Here is a 16,119-nt window from a genome sequence, read left to right as displayed (position 1 = left end):
GGCCGATGGCCGACCCACTTCCTGGAGGCTGCACGCCCATGACGCATTTGCGCGATCTGAAAATTTCGACCCTCGACCTGGTGCCCGTGCGCGACGACTCCGGGCCTGCCCAGTCGCTGCGCAATTCGCTCGACCTGGCGCAACATGCCGAACGCCTGGGCTATAACCGTTTCTGGGTGGCCGAACACCACAACATGGATGGTATTGCCAGTTCGGCCACATCGGTACTGCTGGGTTATCTTGCCGGGGGCACATCGACCATTCGCGTGGGCGCGGGGGGCGTGATGCTGCCCAACCACGCCCCGCTGGTGATCGCCGAGCAGTTCGGTACCTTGGCCAGCCTGTACCCCGGGCGTATCGACCTGGGCCTCGGCCGGGCCCCAGGCTCCGACCAGATGACCGCACGCGCCCTGCGCCGCGAGCGCTCCGGCAGCGCCGACGATTTCCCGGACGATGTCGAGGAACTGGTGCGCTACCTGGGCCCCCGCACCCCGGACCAGCGCGTCATCGCAGTACCGGGGCATGGCACCGAGGTGCCGGTCTGGCTGCTCGGCTCAAGCCTGTTCAGCGCCCAACTGGCAGGCATGCGCGGCTTGCCCTACGCCTTTGCCTCGCATTTCGCGCCGCGCTACATGCATGAGGCGATCCGGATCTACCGCGATCACTTCCAGCCATCGGCGGTACTCGACAAGCCCTATGTGATGCTGGGTGTGCCCATGGTTGTCGCCGAGACCGACGAGCAGGCCAACTACCTGGCCACTTCGGTATACCAGCGCATCCTCGCCCTGATTCGTGGCCAGAGCCTGATGCAACGCCCGCCGGTGCAAAGCATGGATGGCCTGTGGCTGCCCCACGAGCGCGATGCGGTAAGCAGTTTCCTGGGGCTGGCGATGATTGGCAGCCCACAGAAAGTGCGGGCCAAGGTTGAGGTGCTGCTGGAGCAGACGGGGGCTGACGAGCTGATCTTCACCTGTGACCTGTATGAGCATGCGGACCGGGTGAAGTCGTACGAGCTGCTGGCGCAGGCACTGCGTCAGGACTGATCGGGGCAACCTGTGGGAGGGTGACCTCCCACAGCCCGACAGGGAGACTGAAAGGCAGGCGGTCCTTCATTCGCGCCGGTAGACAATCTCCTTGGTACCGGCCTCACAGCTGCCGATTACTTTCCCGGCCGGGGTGCCTTGGTCGACAACCTCCAGGGTGTAGCCCTGCACCCCCTTGGCATCGAGCTTGCCGGCAATCTCTGCCTTGATTTCTTCGCAAGGCGTGCCAGCAGCCAGCACCGAGCCCGCCATTGTCATCAGGCCGAAGGCCAATACGGTTTTTTTCATCGAACGCATTCCTTGTTCAGATTTCAATCCACTGGAATCAGCTGTTGGCGATGCGGAAGCCTACCTTCAGGGTCACCTGGAAATGTGCGACCTGATTGTTTTCGATGTGGCCACGCGTCTCGACCACTTCGAACCACTCCAGAAGCTTGATGGTCTTGCCCGCTTCGGCGATGGCGTTGCGGATGGCATCGTCGATGCTGGTGGCCGAGGAACCAACCAGTTCGATCTGCTTGTAGGTGCGATGATCACTCATGGGTACTCTCCTGTTTTTAGCGGTGGAATAGAGCCTAGCAGCGCAGTGCCGATTTACCTGCGAGCGGCCCGGGCCGCACAAAGTTCGATTGCACTTTCCCGCCAACCCACAGTCGCATCCTTACATAGCCCATCCCACTGCGAAGGAGAGACACCATGGCCCATAACCCGCTGCGCAAGACGTCGCTGGAAAGCATGGAAGCCGAGATCGTTAGCCTGCTCAAGACACTGGAGTCCATGAAGGGCGATGCCTCGGACGAGTCGACCAAGTCCCTCAAGGCACTCAAGAGCAACGCCGAAAATGCTCTTCAGCATTCGCGCAGCCTGCTGACCGATGCCTATGCAGAGGTCAAGACCCGCACCAAGCAGACCGGCATCGCTACCCGCGACTACGCCCAGGACCATCCTTGGACCACCGCAGGTGTCGCCGTCGGCGCACTTGGCCTGGTCGCTGCCTGGCTGCTGTGCAAGCGCAACCACTAAGCGGTCTGGCGCGCGAGCTCTTCACGTAGCCATCGCGCCAGCTGCTCGGCGCGCCCGTCCGCGGCGCGCCGTGGCACCCACAGCGCCAGCGCTGCTGGCGTCGGGCTGAAACCCCACGGGGCGGTCAGCCGTCCTGCGCGCAGGTCGTCGGCAACCAGGGGTTGCGGCGCGATGGCCACCCCCAGGCCCGCCACGGCCGCCTCCAGCAAGTAATACAAATGTTCGAAATCCTGGCCGAACGTCAGGTCCGCCGGGTCCAGGCCCTGCTCGTGGGCCCATGTCGGCCATGCCTGTGGCCGCGAGGTGGTCTGCAGCAGGGTTTCGTCCATCAAGGCTCTGGCAGGCGCGGCCTGCAGCCGCGCGAAGCCTGCGAAGTGCGGGCTGAGCACAGGCCCGATGCACTCCTCGGCCAGGACATGCACCTGCATGTCCGTCGGCCACGGCGGCTCGGCGAATACCAGCAAGGCGTCGAGCCCCGGCCGACGTGGATCGAGATCGCCTTCCCCCGCCGACAGATGCAGGCGCAGCTCGGGCAGGTCAGCCTTCAGCCGGCCCAGCCGCGGGATGAACCAGCGCGCCAGCAAGCTTCCCGAGCAGCCCAGCACGAACGGCGCATCGCTGCTGTCACGGCTCAACTCGCCGCACACCCCGCGCAACCGCTCGAACGCCTCGCCCGTTGCGTCGCGCAGGCGCACACCGGAATCTGTGAGTTTCACGCCACGCCCGTCCTTGACGAACAGGCTGATCCCCAAGTGCTCCTCCAACACCTTGATCTGTCGACTGACGGCGCCATGGGTAACGTGCAATTGCTCGGCCGCCTGGCTGATGCTGTTGAGCCTGGCCGCAGCCTCGAAGGCTCGCAGGGCATTAAGGGGAGGGAGATCCTGGCGCATGAGACGTGTGAGTTTTCCTGACAGGTTTAAGCAATCTTATCGGTTTTCAGACGTGCTCGTCGTGGGTAGAGTAAAGCCCATACCTTATCCGTCACGCCCTGGAGCGACCCATGACCCAGACCAACTTCCGCGCCGGCCCCGATGCCAATGGCCTGTTCGGCTCTTTCGGCGGCCGCTACGTCGCAGAAACCCTGATGCCATTGGTGCTCGACCTGGCCCGCGAATACGAAGCCGCCAAGGCCGACCCGCAATTTCTTGAAGAGCTGGCGTACTTCCAGCGCGACTACATCGGCCGCCCTAACCCGCTGTACTTCGCCGAACGCCTGACCGAGCACTGCGGCGGCGCGAAGATCTTCTTCAAGCGCGAAGAGCTCAACCACACGGGCGCGCACAAGGTGAACAACTGCATCGGCCAGGTGCTGCTGGCCCGGCGCATGGGCAAGAAACGCCTGATCGCCGAGACCGGCGCCGGCATGCACGGCGTGGCCACCGCCACCGTTGCCGCGCGCTTCGGCCTGCCCTGCGTGATCTACATGGGCGCCACCGATATCGAGCGCCAACAGGCCAACGTGTTCCGCATGAAGCTGCTGGGCGCCGAGATCGTCCCGGTGACCGCGGGCACCGGCACCCTGAAGGACGCCATGAACGAGGCGTTGCGCGACTGGGTCACCAACGTCGACGACACCTTCTATCTGATCGGCACTGTGGCCGGCCCGCACCCGTATCCCGCGATGGTCCGCGACTTCCAGTCGATCATCGGCAAGGAAACCCGCGCCCAGTTGCAGGAAAAGGAAGGTCGCCTGCCCGACAGCCTGATCGCCTGCGTCGGTGGCGGCTCCAATGCCATGGGCCTGTTCCACGAGTTCCTCGATGATGCCAGCGTGCAGATCATTGGCGTCGAGGCCGGCGGCCATGGCGTGGACACCGACAAGCATGCCGCCAGCCTCAATGGCGGCGTGCCAGGCGTGCTGCACGGCAACCGCACCTACCTGCTGCAGGATGAAGACGGTCAGATCACCGATGCCCACTCCATCTCCGCCGGCCTTGACTACCCCGGCATCGGCCCCGAGCACGCCCACCTGCACGAAGTGAAGCGCGTCGAGTACGTCAGCATCACCGATGACGAGGCGCTGGACGCCTTCCACGCCACCTGCCGCCTCGAAGGCATCATCCCGGCGCTGGAAACCTCCCACGCCCTGGCCGAGGCGATCAAGCGCGCGCCGAACCTGCCCAAGGACCACCTGATGGTGGTGTGCCTGTCCGGGCGCGGCGACAAAGACATGCAAACCGTGATGAACCACATGGCTGCCCAGGAGAAACAGGCATGAGCCGTCTTGAACAACGTTTCGCCGACCTGAAAGCCGAAGGCCGCTCCGCGCTGGTGACCTTCATCACCGCGGGCGACCCGGGCTATGACGCCTCGCTGGCGATCCTCAAGGGTTTGCCGGCAGCTGGCGCCGACGTGATCGAGCTGGGCATGCCCTTCACCGATCCGATGGCCGACGGCGTGGCCATCCAGCTGGCCACGCTGCGTGCGCTGGAAGCCGGTCAGACCCTGGCGAAAACCCTGCAGATGGTTCGCGAGTTCCGGGTCGACGACCAGGTCACGCCGATCGTGCTGATGGGCTACTACAACCCGATCCATCGCTTTGGTGTGGATAACTTTGTTGCCCAGGCCAAGGAAGCCGGCGTCGATGGCCTGATCATCGTTGACCTGCCGCCCGAGCATGATGGCGAGCTGGCCACCCCGGCCCAGGCCGCCGGCATCGACTTCATCCGCCTGACCACCCCGACCACCGATGACGTGCGTCTGCCGCGGGTGCTCGAGCGCAGCTCCGGGTTCGTCTACTACGTGTCCGTGGCCGGCGTCACCGGCGCGGGCTCGGCGACCACCGAGCATGTCGGCGAAGCGATCGCCCGCCTGCGCCGCCATACCGATCTGCCGGTAAGCGTCGGCTTTGGCATCCGCACCCCCGAGCAGGCCGCGGCGATTGCCCGGTTGGCCGATGGCGTGGTGGTGGGTTCGGCGCTGATCGACAAGATCGCCCAGGCCAAGAGCGCCGACCAGGCGGTAAGCGATGTGCTCGCGCTGTGCTCGGCCCTGGCCGAAGGTGTGCGCGGCGCACGCAAGGGCTGAAGCTTGGGTAAAACACCCTGAAGTCGCCGCGGTGCCCTGTGGGAGCCGCGGTGATCCCCAGCCCGATGTTTCAGATCACAGAGAGTCATCTGAAACCACTTCAGCCTCCAAACAGCTCCAGCTTCAACGGCCGCACCGCCCCCATCCAGATCGCATGATCCCGATGATCAGCCAGTTCATCGCCGGTCAGCGGATGCAGGAACACCACCAGCCCGCGCCGATACAGCGCCAGCCACGGCAACACCACCCCCACCACCTCCGGCGCGAACGCCAGCTGGCAGCTCCAGTCCGGGTGCGGGCCTACCGGCTTCTGGTACATGCGCCCCATGGTCACCGGAAACAGCCGCGCTGCCTCCTCGCACAGCTCTCGGGCCTGCTCCAGGGTGCTGGCGTCATAGTAGACGTGAGCGTGATACCCCTTGATCCTTTGCACAATCACTCCTGAAATGAATTAACCCTGACGCTGCCGCTCTTCGCCCAGCCAGTCGACGAAGCGCTGGATCAGCGCCCCTCGGCGCTTGCGCGGCGGCAAGACCACATAATAGCCCCGTGCCGAGCGCAAGCTTCCTTCCATGGGTCGGCACAGCAGGCCTTGCTCAACCAACGCATCGACCAGATGCCCCCAACCAATCGCCACCCCTTGCCCGGCAATCGCCGCCTGGATCAGCAACGTGTAGTTGTCGAAGCGCAGCTGCCCTGGCGCGGGCGGGCTGTCGAGCCCGAGGGCGCGGAACACGCCCGTCCAGTCGAACCAGCGGCTGGCCTGTTCGCCGCGCAAGTGCAGCAGGGGCATGCGCTGCAAACGCTCGGGCGACAAGGCCTGGCCCTGCGTCAGCCGTGGGCTGCACACCGGGAAGACCTCTTCGTCGAACAGCCGCAGGCTTTCACCCTGATGAAAGCGCCCATCGCCGAACAACACCGCCACGTCGATGTCAGGACGCAGCATCGCCTGGCTGCGCTCGCCGGTGACCAGGCTGACATCCACCTGCGGATTGGCCTCATGGAAACGCTGTAGCCGGGGCATCAGCCAGAAGGCGGCGAAGGCGAAGTCGGTGGCGACCTGCAGCACCTCGCGCTGGTCGTGCCCGCACGCCTGCACGATGCCCTCGTCGATGACCTGCAACCCTTGATGAACCTGCTCGAACAGCAACAGGCCCGCCTCGGTCAGTTCGATGCCGCGGTAGATCCGGTCGAACAGTCGGGTCCCCAGTTGCGCTTCCAGGCGCTTGACCTGCTGGCTGATGGCCGGCTGCGTGGTACCCAGCTCCAGCGCCGCCGCGGTAAAGCCACGCAGGCGAGCCGCGGCCTCGAACACCCGCAGGCTGTCCAGCGACACGTCCCCCAGCGACTCAAGCATAAGTGTGGCTAATCCCAGTCATTGCCCGGCGTGGGCTTTACCCATGTTATCCACAGCTCCATCCTCGATGGCAAGAGCCTCACATAAACCTCGAAGATGGAAATCGCCTCCATGAAGCGCAAGAACATCCTCTTTATCATGGCCGACCAGATGGCTGCCCCCTTGCTGCCGATCCATGGCCCGTCGCCCATCAGGATGCCTCACCTCAGCCGCCTCGCCGAGCAGGCGGTGGTGTTCGATGCCGCGTACTGCAACAGCCCGCTCTGCGCGCCGTCGCGCTTCACCCTGGTCAGTGGGCAGTTGCCCAGCCGCATCGGCGCCTATGACAACGCGGCCGATTTCCCGGCCGACACGCCCACCTATGCCCATTACTTGCGCCGCCTTGGCTACCGCACCGCACTGTCAGGCAAGATGCACTTCTGCGGCCCCGACCAGTTGCACGGCTACGAGGAGCGCCTGACCAGCGACATCTATCCCGCCGACTATGGCTGGGCAGTGAACTGGGATGCGCCGGACGAGCGCCCAAGCTGGTACCACAACATGTCCTCGGTGCTGCAGGCCGGTCCTTGCGTACGCACCAACCAGCTGGATTTCGACGAAGAAGTGGTGTTCAAGGCTCGCCAGTACCTCTACGACCATGTACGCGAGGCCGATGGCAGGCCGTTCTGCCTGACCGTGTCGATGACCCACCCGCATGATCCCTACACCATTCCCAAGCGCTGGTGGGACCTGTACCAGGACGTCGAGATCCCGATGCCGTCCCATCCGCTGGCCCAGCACGAGCAGGACCCGCACGCGCAACGCCTGCTCAAGGTCTACGACCTGTGGGACAAGCCGCTGCCCGCCGAAAAGATCCGCGATGCCCGGCGCGCCTACTTCGGCGCCTGCAGCTATATCGACAACAACATCGGCAAGTTGCTGGAGACGCTGGAGGAAACCGGCCTGGCCGATGACACCATCATCGTGTTCTCGGGCGATCACGGCGACATGCTTGGCGAACGGGGCCTCTGGTACAAGATGCACTGGTTCGAGATGGCGGCCCGGGTACCCCTGCTGGTACATGCGCCGGGACAGTTCGAGCCGGGCAGGGTGAGCGCGGCGGTGTCGACCTGCGACCTGTTGCCGACGCTGGTGGCGCTGGCCGGTGGCCGCGTCGAGGCCGGCCTGCCGCTCGATGGCCGCTCGCTGCTCGGGCATCTGCAAGGGCAGGGTGGCCATGACGAGGTGATCGGCGAATACATGGCCGAGGGCACGGTCGGGCCGCTGATGATGATTCGCCGGGGCGCCTACAAGTTCGTGTACAGCGAGGATGACCCTTGGCTACTCTATGACCTGAGCCGTGACCCGCACGAGCGGGAGAACCTCGCCAGCAGCCCCGATCACCAGGCGCTGCTGCAGGCATTCGCCGATGAAGCCCGCCAGCGCTGGGATATCCCCAGCCTGCGCCAGCACGTCCTGGCCAGCCAGCGCCGCCGCCGCCTGGTGGCCGAGGCGCTGTCCATCGGCACGCTGAAAAGCTGGGACCACCAACCCATGGTGGATGCCAGCCAACAGTACATGCGCAATCACATCGACCTCGACGACCTCGAGCGCAAGGCCCGTTATCCACAGCCCGCCCCGTAATTGAGCAGAGAGAGCGCGATGAAACACTTGTCCACAGCCGCGATTACCCTGGTCCTGAGCCTGGCTGGCGCCTCGGCCAGCGCCGAAGACGCCAGTTGCAGTACCGTGAAGATGGCCGACCCTGGCTGGAGCGACATCGCGTCCACCAATGCTGTTGCCCGTTTGCTGCTGGAAAACCTGGGCTATCAGGTGAAGATCGAGAGCCTGGCGGTGCCGATCATTTATGGCGGCCTCAAGGATGGCAAGGTCGACGCCTTCCTCGGCAACTGGATGCCGGCCCAGCAAAGTTTCCATGACAAGTTCATCGCCACCGGGGACGTCAGGCAGTTGAGCCGCAACCTGGAAGGCACCGAGTTCACGCTCGCGGTTCCGGATTACGTATGGGATGCCGGGGTCAGGTCGTTCGCCGACCTGCAAAAACATGCCGGCGAGTTCGACAAGAAGATCTATGGCATCGGCTCCGGCGCCCCCGCCAACCTGTCGCTCCAGGAGATCATCGACAAGAACGAATTCGCGCTCGGCGACTGGAAGCTGGTCGAGTCCAGCGAGCAGGCGATGCTGGCGCAGGTGCAGCGCGCCGCCCAGAAAAAACAGTTCATCACATTCCTGGGCTGGACCCCGCACCCGATGAACGTGAAGCTGAAGATGCATTACCTTGCCGGGGGAGAAAAATGGTTCGGCAGCAAGGGCGAGGTGTTCACCCTGACGCGCAAGGATTATCCACAGGCCTGCCCGAATGCGGCGAAGCTGCTCGGCAATCTGCGTTTTACCCTGGACATGGAAAACGCCATCATGGCCGAGGTTGTGGATAAGAAGGTGAGCTTCGATGCAGCGGCCAAGGCGTGGGTGAAGGCGCATCCCGAGGTGCTGGACGAATGGCTGAGCGGTGTCACCACCCACGAGGGTGCCGATGCCAAGACCGCGGTAGCCGCCAGGTTATAAATGGCGAGACGCCTGTGGGACCAGCCCGCTCCCACAGGTTTGCTCACCAACATAGGATCTCCCACAGGGGTTGCCATACACTCTGGAATCTCCCACAGGTATCTCGCCGTCATGCAGAAGGATGGTGTGTCATCGCTGAGAACCCGCATGCCCAGGCTTGATCAACTCCTGCCATTTCTCACGTGGCTCCCGCGCCAGACCCGCACCACCATGCGCCGCGATCTGCTGGTGGGCCTGAGCGGTGCGATCCTGGCCCTGCCGCAGTCCATCGCCTACGCCCTGATCGCCGGCCTGCCCGCCGAATACGGCCTTTACGCCGCCATCGTGCCGGTGCTGATCGCCTGCCTCTGGGGCTCGTCCTGGCACCTGATCTGCGGCCCGACCGCCGCCATCTCCATCGTGCTCTACACCAGCGTCAGCCCCCTGGCGGTCAGCGGCAGCGATGACTACGTCACGCTGGTCCTGCTGCTGACGTTCCTGGCAGGCGTGTTCCAGCTGTTGCTCGGCCTGCTGCGCTTCGGCGCCCTGGTCAACTTCGTTTCCCATTCCGTGGTGCTTGGCTTCACCCTCGGCGCGGCCGTGGTGATTGCCCTGGGCCAGATGCCCAACCTGCTCGGCATGCACCTGCCCAGCCAAGCCACCGCGCTCAAGACACTGCAGGATCTGATCGGCCACGCAAGGGACGTGGACACTCCGTCGCTCGTGCTGGGCCTGGCCACGCTCGCCTGCGGCGTGGCGCTCAAGTCGTGGCGTCCGCGCTGGCCGGGGCTGTTGATAAGTCTGGTCGGCGTCAGTCTGCTGGCCTTGCTGCTGCCGGGCTATTTTGGCCAGGTCCAGCGAGTACCGGGGTTCGTCGGCCAGTTGCCGCCGCTTAGTCCCTTGCCGCTGCTGGACCTGGAGGCGATCCTGCGCCTGCTGCCCAGTGCCGTGGCAGTGGGAATGCTGGGGCTGGTCACCAGCCTGTCGATCGCCCGCTCGCTCTCTGCCCGGTCCGAGCAGTTGATCGATGCCAACCAGGAGGTCCGCGCCCAAGGCCTGTCGAACATGGTGGGCGCAGTGTTTTCGGGCTACTTGTCCTCGGGGTCGTTCACCCGCTCGGGGCTGAGCCATGACGCCGGTGCCCACTCGCCGCTGGCGGGGGTCTTTTCGGCGCTGTGGGTCGCGCTGTTCGCGGTGACCGGCGCCGGCCTGATCGCACAGCTGCCGATCCCGGCCATGGCGGGCGGTATCCTGCTGATCTGCTGGGGGCTGGTCGATCATCGGGGTATCCGGGCGCTGTTCCGGGTCAGCCGCTCGGAGTTCCTGGTAATGGCCCTGACCGCTGCCGCGACCTTGCTGCTGGAACTGCAGACCGCTATCTATGCAGGTGTCCTGGCCTCGCTGTTCTTCTACCTCAAGCGCACCTCGCGGCCCAGGGTGCAACAGTCACGCGAAGGGGACGCAGACGTGCTGCGGGTCGGCGGATCGATCTTCTTTGGCGCCAGCCACTACATGCAGGTGCGACTGCAACGCTGCCAGGGCCCGCATGTGGTGATCGATGCGCGGCAGATCAATTTCATCGACTATTCAGGCGTCGACATGCTGCACCGCGAGGCTCGCCGCCTGGCGCGCACCGGCGGCAGCCTGACGCTGCAACGCGCCAGGCCCCAGGTGATCGAGGAATTGCACAAGCTGGAAGGGGCAGCGCAGTGCCCGATCCGTTTCGAGGACTAGCGAGCCAATTGACGGCGCAGCTCGGCCAGCACCGGCGCGGTGTCCGGGCGCACGTCACGCCAGATGTAGAAGGCTTCGGCAGCCTGCTCGGCGAGCATGCCCAGGCCATCGAGCACCTTGGCGGCACCCAGCTTGCTGGCCCATGCGCAGAACGGGGTGGGTTCCTTGGCGTACATCATGTCGTAGCACACGGTCAGCCCAGGCTGCACCAGACTGTCGGCGATCGGTGGCATCTCGCCTGCCAGGCTGGCCGACGTGGCGTTGATGATCAGGTCCACCGGCTCCTGCAACCAGGCAAAACCGCTGGCGGCCACCGGGCCCAGGTCGGCGAACTCGCGTGCCAGCTGTTCGGCCTTTTCCACCGTGCGGTTGGCGATCACCAGCGTCTGCGGTCTCTGCGCCAGGATCGGCTCCAGCACGCCGCGCACCGCGCCGCCGGCTCCCAGGATAAGGATTCGTTTGCCAGCGAGCGCCACGCCGGCGTTGACCATCAGGTCGCGCACCAGCCCCGCGCCATCGGTGTTATCGCCTTCCAGGGTGCCGTCGTCGAGCTCCGTCAGGGTGTTGACCGCCCCCGCGCGCCGCGCGCGTGGGGTCAGGGTATCGGCCAGGCGAAACGCCTCTTCCTTGAACGGCACGGTCACGTTGGCGCCGTGGCCCTGCTTGAAGAAACCCCGCGCGCAGTCACTGAAATTGTCCAGCGGCGCGAGCAGGGTGTTGTACTCGATGTCTTCGCCGGTCTGGTCAGCGAACAGGCGATGGATCAACGGCGACTTGCTGTGGCCGATCGGGTTGCCGAAAACAACGTACTGGTCCATGGAAAGGGCTCCTGAGCGTTTCAGATCACAGCGTAGGGTTGCCGGCCTGGCCTAGCCAGTCGCGGTCTTGCAGGTAGTACTCGGTCAGGCGCGCTTCCTCGCTGCCGGGAGCGGCCTTCCAATCGTAGCCCCAGCGCACCTGCGGCGGTAGCGACATCAGGATCGACTCGGTACGCCCGCCCGATTGCAGGCCGAACAGCGTGCCGCGGTCATAGACCAGGTTGAACTCGACGTAACGCCCGCGGCGGTATTCCTGGAACTCGCGCTGTTCGGCGGTGAACGGGGTGTGCTTGCGGCGCTGGACGATGGGCAGGTAGGCATCGACGAAGGCGTCGCCGATGGCGCGGATGAATGCAAAGCAGGTGTCGAAGTCCCACGCGTTCAGGTCATCGAAGAACAGCCCGCCAATGCCGCGCGGCTCGCCGCGGTGCTTGAGGTGGAAATAGCGGTCGCACCAGGCCTTGTAGCGGGGATAGACATCGGCGCCGAAAGGCGCGCAGGCGCGCTCGGCCACCCGGTGCCAGTGCACGCAGTCTTCCTCGTTACCGTAGTAGGGCGTGAGGTCGAAGCCACCGCCGAACCACCAGACCGCTTCCTCGCCTTCCTTTTCGGCGATGAAGAAGCGCACGTTGGCGTGGGACGTCGGCACGTGAGGGTTATGCGGGTGGATCACCAGCGACACGCCAAGCGCCTCGAAGCCGCGACCTGCGAGCTCCGGGCGGTGGGCGCTGGCCGAGGGCGGCAGCCCCTTGCCGAAGACATGGGAGAAGTTCACGCCACCTTTCTCGATCAGCTTGCCTTCGCCGATCACCCGCGTGCGTCCACCACCGCCCGCTTCGCGCACCCAGGCATCCTCGACGAAGCGGGCGCCGCCGTCCTCGGTCTCGAGGGCGTTGCAGATGCGGTCTTGCAGGTCGAGCAGGTAGGCTTTCACGGCCTCGGTGCGGCTAGTCATCAGGTCACCTGGGTGGGGCTGGGCAGATTTCGCCGGGTAGCATACCACCGGCAACCGGCACGCCGCAGTTGACGGCAATCGAGCAAAGGCGTCCGATAGGCGTTTGCCCTATTGTCGACAACAGGAGTGAGAGATGGCCAAGCGTATCCAGTTCAGCCAGCACGGCGGCCCTGAAGTGTTGCAACTCGTCGATTTCGAACCTGCGGCACCGGGCCCGCAACAGGTCCGCGTGCGCAACCAGGCGATCGGCCTGAATTTCATCGACACCTACTTCCGCAGCGGGCTTTACCCGCCGCCGGCCCTGCCATCGGGCCTGGGCACCGAGGGCGCGGGCGTGGTCGAGGCTGTCGGCGAGCAGGTCACCCGGCTCAAGGTCGGTGACCGTGTCGCCTATGGCGGAGGTCCGCTGGGCGCCTATAGCGAGGTGCATACGCTGCCTGAGGCCAATCTGGTCAAGCTGCCCGACAGCATCAGCTTCGAGCAGGCCGCCGCGGTGATGCTCAAAGGGCTGACGGTGCAGTACCTGTTCAAGCAGACCTACGCCGTGCAGCCGGGCGACACGATTCTGTTCCACGCCGCTGCCGGTGGTGTCGGCTCGCTTGCGTGCCAGTGGGCCAAGGCGCTGGGCGCGCGGTTGATCGGTACCGTCAGTTCGGCCGAAAAAGCCGAGCGCGCCAAGGCGCTGGGCGCGTGGGAGACCATCGACTACAGCCGTGAAGATGTGGCCCAGCGGGTGCTGGAGCTGACCGATGGCAAGAAGTGCCCGGTTGTATATGACGGGGTGGGGGCCGACACCTGGCTGACCTCGCTGGACTGCCTGCAGCCCCGCGGCCTGATGGTCAGCTTCGGCAACGCCTCGGGCGCGGTGAGTGGCGTGAACCTTGGCATTCTGTCGCAGAAGGGTTCGTTGTACGTGACCCGTCCGACCTTGGCCACCTACGCCAACAACGCCGAAAACACCCAGGCGATGGCGGATGACCTGTTCGCCATGATCAGCAGCGGCAAGCTGGAGGTGGATATCCAGCAGCGCTATCCGCTGGCCGAAGCGGCCAAGGCGCAGACCGAATTGTCGGCACGGCGGACGGTGGGCTCGACCATCCTGCTGCCCTGACAGGCCGTGTTCCCGCCAACCTCTGGGAGCCCGCGCTCCCACAGGTTGGCGGGTGCAGTGATTTCTTCAAGTGCTATCCCGGCCGGACGGTCTCCCCCGTGGCCAGGTTGCGGATCACGCTCGGATTTCTGCGCCCACCCAACGCCCCGCCCAGCACCAGGTCCACCTGCCCGCGGAAATACTGCTCCACCCGCAACCGCGACTTCGCCGCTGGCCGGCCCTGGGGATTGGCCGAGGTCGAGATCAGCGGGCCCACCAGGGCGCACAGGTCGCGTACCACGGGATGATCGCTGACCCGCAAGGCCACTGTGTCATGCACGCCGGTCACCCACTCGGGCAGGAGGCCCTGATGAGGCACCAGCCACGTGTTCGGCCCCGGCCAGGTGCTGGCCATGCGATCGAGCCAGTCCTGGGGAAAATCCTCGAACAGAAAGTCGAACTGACGGATGTTGTCGGCGATCAGGATCAGCCCCTTGTCCACCGAGCGCGACTTGATCGCCAGCAGGCGATCCACCGCCTCTTCGTTCCATGGGTCACAGCCCAGGCCCCAGACCGCTTCGGTAGGGTAGGCGATCACCGCGCCCGCCCGAATTTCACGCGCGGCTTGTTGCACACGCCAACTGCTCACCATTGCTGTTTCTCCGCATAAAGGCTGTGAGCAGTGTACTTAGCCGCAACGGGCAAACCAACGCCCAGCTGCATTGCTGACGCGGCCTTCAAGCTCAAGCTCGGTCAGGCTGGCCAGTACCTGGGCCAACGGCTGGCCACTGCTGCGTGCCAGGCCTTCGCTGGTCAGAGGGGCCGCGAGGAGCAATGCCAGCAATGGATGATCGACGCGGGCGACCGGTGCCGGTGGCAGGTTCTGCCAGCCGCGCAGGCTTTCTATGATCTGCCCGACGCTCTCGACCAGCAGGGCCCCGTCGCGGATCAGTTGATGGCAACCCTTGGCGCCTGGGTGGTGGATAGATCCCGGAATGGCATACACCTCGCGGCCTTGCTCGGCCGCGAGGCGGGCGGTGATCAGCGATCCGCTGGCCAGGCCTGCTTCGACCACCAGCACGCCCACGGACAGCCCGCTGATGATGCGGTTGCGCCTGGGGAAGTTGCCAGGCAAGGGCCCCGCGTCGAGCGGAAACTCCGAAACCAGCGCGCTGCCGCTGTCCACCATAGTCCGGGCCAGTGCGCGATGACTCTGTGGATAAAGTTTTTGCAGCCCGGTACCCACCACCCCAATTGTTTGCCCGCCTGCCTCCAGCGCCGCCCGATGAGCAGCGCCATCGACCCCTAGCGCAAGACCGCTGGTGATGGTGAATCCGGCCTGGGCGAGACAACGTGAAAAACCTGCGGCGCTGTCGAGCGCCGGAGGGGAGGCACGGCGGCTGCCGATGATGGCAAGCTGCGGCTGGTCGAGAATGGCGGGGTTGCCAGCGACGAAGAGCAGCGGCGGCGCGTCGTCTATTTCCGCGAGCAACGCGGGATATCCAGGACTGTCCCACATCAGCAAATGCTGGTGCGGGCGCTCTATCCAGGCTCTGGCGGCAGCGGCGCCTTCACGCACTTCAGGGCTGCGCCGGGCCTCGCTGCTGGCTGCCGGAATGCCTAGCGACCGCCAGGCAGCAGCGGGTGCATCGAGCGCGCAGGAGGCACTGCCAAAAGCCTGGATCAGCTTGTGAAACCGCTGGCCACCGATCTGCGGTAGGCGGTGAAGACGCAATCGGGCTTCGAGTTCGGCGGGTGGGCAGGCGGGGTAGCAGGGGGTCGACATGCAGATTCATCCTTGATCGGCAGGCGGTCATCCACGTGGCACAACCTGTGGATAACTGTGTTGATAATAGTTTGACAACCTGTCCATCGAACCGGCTTCCAGGCATCCATTCATACCCTAGCCAAGCTTTGGCAGGTGCCGAACGCAGCGAATCCCTTTATTATGTGAGTCCATGTTTGCAACCAAACGCACAGTACTGCTCGGACACTATGGCTATCCTGAACATCCTCGAATTCCCGGACCCGCGCCTTCGTACCCTCGCCAAGCCGGTGACGGAAGTCGACGACGCCCTGCGCCAGCTGATCGATGACATGTTTGAAACCATGTACGAAGCGCCTGGCATCGGCCTGGCCGCGACCCAGGTCAACGTGCACCTGCGTGTGGTGGTGATGGACCTGAGCGAAGATCGCAGCGAGCCCCGGGTGTTCATCAACCCCGAGATCGAAGAACTGACCCACGACATGGGCCAGTACCAGGAAGGCTGCCTGTCGGTGCCTGGCTTCTACGAGAACGTCGACCGTCCGCTGCAGGTCCGGGTCAAGGCCCTGGACCGCGACGGCAAGCCATACGAACTGGTCGCCGAAGGCCTGCTCGCGGTGTGCATCCAGCACGAATGCGATCACCTCAACGGCAAGCTGTTCGTCGACTACCTGTCCCAGCTGAAACGCGACCGGATCAAGAAAAAACTGGAAAAGCAGCACCGCCAGCAAGCCTGATCCCGCCGCCTCCCAAGGCTTGC

18 protein-coding genes are annotated in these 16,119 nt (G+C 64.9%); 9 read left to right on the top strand and 9 right to left on the bottom strand.

The window, feature by feature from the left end; all coding sequences use genetic code 11:
• Positions 1–38 precede the first annotated feature (38 nt).
• Positions 39–1,043: an LLM class flavin-dependent oxidoreductase gene (locus VJS90_RS19340; protein ID WP_324123221.1), complete on the top strand. Its 1,005-nt coding sequence runs from the start codon at positions 39–41 to the stop codon at positions 1,041–1,043.
• 66 nt (positions 1,044–1,109) lie between these two features.
• Here the strand turns inward: VJS90_RS19340 and VJS90_RS19335 are convergent, their stop codons facing one another.
• Both VJS90_RS19335 and VJS90_RS19330 read right to left on the bottom strand, forming a co-directional pair.
• Positions 1,110–1,331, bottom strand: coding sequence for a DUF1161 domain-containing protein (locus VJS90_RS19335; protein WP_324123220.1), 222 nt, complete (start codon positions 1,329–1,331; stop codon positions 1,110–1,112).
• A 37-nt stretch (positions 1,332–1,368) separates the two neighbouring features.
• Positions 1,369–1,584 (bottom strand): dodecin, encoded by a 216-nt coding sequence (locus VJS90_RS19330; RefSeq protein WP_324123219.1) that lies wholly within the window; start codon positions 1,582–1,584, stop codon positions 1,369–1,371.
• A gap of 155 nt (positions 1,585–1,739) precedes the next feature.
• On the opposite strand from VJS90_RS19330, the gene VJS90_RS19325 reads away from it, so the two are divergent.
• Entirely contained in the window at positions 1,740–2,066 is a 327-nt protein-coding gene (locus VJS90_RS19325; RefSeq protein ID WP_158460872.1) for a DUF883 family protein, read from the top strand.
• Here the strand turns inward: VJS90_RS19325 and VJS90_RS19320 are convergent.
• Complete coding sequence (locus tag VJS90_RS19320; RefSeq protein ID WP_324123218.1) at positions 2,063–2,959, bottom strand: LysR family transcriptional regulator; 897 nt, start codon at positions 2,957–2,959, stop codon at positions 2,063–2,065. The genes VJS90_RS19325 and VJS90_RS19320 overlap by 4 nt on opposite strands.
• Before the next feature lie 110 nt (positions 2,960–3,069).
• Between VJS90_RS19320 and trpB the strand changes: the two genes are divergently transcribed.
• Positions 3,070–4,287, top strand: a complete 1,218-nt coding sequence (trpB, locus tag VJS90_RS19315) for a tryptophan synthase subunit beta (protein WP_324123217.1) — start codon at positions 3,070–3,072, stop codon at positions 4,285–4,287.
• On the top strand, positions 4,284–5,096 hold the full coding sequence (trpA, locus tag VJS90_RS19310) for a tryptophan synthase subunit alpha (protein WP_324123216.1): 813 nt from the start codon (positions 4,284–4,286) through the stop codon (positions 5,094–5,096). Before trpB ends, trpA begins: the two co-directional genes overlap by 4 nt.
• A 100-nt stretch (positions 5,097–5,196) precedes the next feature.
• Here trpA and VJS90_RS19305 read toward each other — a convergent pair whose 3' ends face one another.
• Together VJS90_RS19305 and VJS90_RS19300 are read right to left on the bottom strand one after the other, a co-directional pair.
• Positions 5,197–5,529, bottom strand: a complete 333-nt coding sequence (locus tag VJS90_RS19305; protein WP_324123215.1) for a DOPA 4,5-dioxygenase family protein — start codon at positions 5,527–5,529, stop codon at positions 5,197–5,199.
• 18 nt (positions 5,530–5,547) lie between these two features.
• Positions 5,548–6,453: a choline sulfate utilization transcriptional regulator gene (locus tag VJS90_RS19300; RefSeq protein ID WP_324123214.1), complete on the bottom strand. Its 906-nt coding sequence runs from the start codon at positions 6,451–6,453 to the stop codon at positions 5,548–5,550.
• Positions 6,454–6,564: 111 nt separating this feature from the next.
• Here VJS90_RS19300 and betC point away from each other — a divergent pair, with 111 nt between their 5' ends.
• From betC to VJS90_RS19285, 3 genes are all read left to right on the top strand, one after another.
• The gene (gene betC, locus VJS90_RS19295; protein WP_324123213.1) at positions 6,565–8,076 is read left to right on the top strand and encodes a choline-sulfatase; all 1,512 of its coding nucleotides are present in this window, start codon (positions 6,565–6,567) and stop codon (positions 8,074–8,076) included.
• Between the two features lie 18 nt (positions 8,077–8,094).
• Entirely contained in the window at positions 8,095–9,018 is a 924-nt protein-coding gene (choX, locus tag VJS90_RS19290; protein ID WP_324123212.1) for a choline ABC transporter substrate-binding protein, read from the top strand.
• 147 nt (positions 9,019–9,165) lie between these two features.
• A complete protein-coding gene (locus VJS90_RS19285; RefSeq protein ID WP_324123211.1) occupies positions 9,166–10,731 on the top strand; it encodes a SulP family inorganic anion transporter in 1,566 nt (521 codons plus the stop codon).
• On the opposite strand, the gene aroE is transcribed toward VJS90_RS19285, so the two are convergent.
• Entirely contained in the window at positions 10,728–11,549 is an 822-nt protein-coding gene (gene aroE, locus VJS90_RS19280; protein ID WP_324123210.1) for a shikimate dehydrogenase, read from the bottom strand. The two genes, VJS90_RS19285 and aroE, sit on opposite strands and share 4 nt — an antisense overlap.
• 25 nt (positions 11,550–11,574) lie before the next feature.
• Positions 11,575–12,504: an oxygen-dependent coproporphyrinogen oxidase gene (hemF, locus tag VJS90_RS19275; protein WP_324123209.1), complete on the bottom strand. Its 930-nt coding sequence runs from the start codon at positions 12,502–12,504 to the stop codon at positions 11,575–11,577.
• Between the two features lie 133 nt (positions 12,505–12,637).
• Between hemF and VJS90_RS19270 the strand changes: the two genes are divergently transcribed.
• A complete protein-coding gene (locus tag VJS90_RS19270; RefSeq protein ID WP_324123208.1) occupies positions 12,638–13,615 on the top strand; it encodes an NADPH:quinone reductase in 978 nt (325 codons plus the stop codon).
• 73 nt (positions 13,616–13,688) lie between these two features.
• On the opposite strand, the gene VJS90_RS19265 is transcribed toward VJS90_RS19270, so the two are convergent.
• The gene (locus VJS90_RS19265; RefSeq protein ID WP_324123207.1) at positions 13,689–14,246 is read right to left on the bottom strand and encodes an L-threonylcarbamoyladenylate synthase; all 558 of its coding nucleotides are present in this window, start codon (positions 14,244–14,246) and stop codon (positions 13,689–13,691) included.
• 36 nt (positions 14,247–14,282) lie between these two features.
• The gene (gene dprA / locus VJS90_RS19260; RefSeq protein ID WP_324123206.1) at positions 14,283–15,380 is read right to left on the bottom strand and encodes a DNA-processing protein DprA; all 1,098 of its coding nucleotides are present in this window, start codon (positions 15,378–15,380) and stop codon (positions 14,283–14,285) included.
• Between the two features lie 209 nt (positions 15,381–15,589).
• On the opposite strand from dprA, the gene def reads away from it, so the two are divergent.
• On the top strand, positions 15,590–16,096 hold the full coding sequence (def, locus tag VJS90_RS19255) for a peptide deformylase (protein ID WP_324123205.1): 507 nt from the start codon (positions 15,590–15,592) through the stop codon (positions 16,094–16,096).
• Positions 16,097–16,119: the final 23 nt, after the last annotated feature.

Source organism: Pseudomonas sp. (genome assembly GCF_035277045.1).
In the GTDB taxonomy this organism is placed as follows: domain Bacteria; phylum Pseudomonadota; class Gammaproteobacteria; order Pseudomonadales; family Pseudomonadaceae; genus Aquipseudomonas.
The sequence above is the reverse complement of the archived record's forward strand: the minus strand, read 5'-3'. Positions and strand labels throughout refer to the sequence as shown.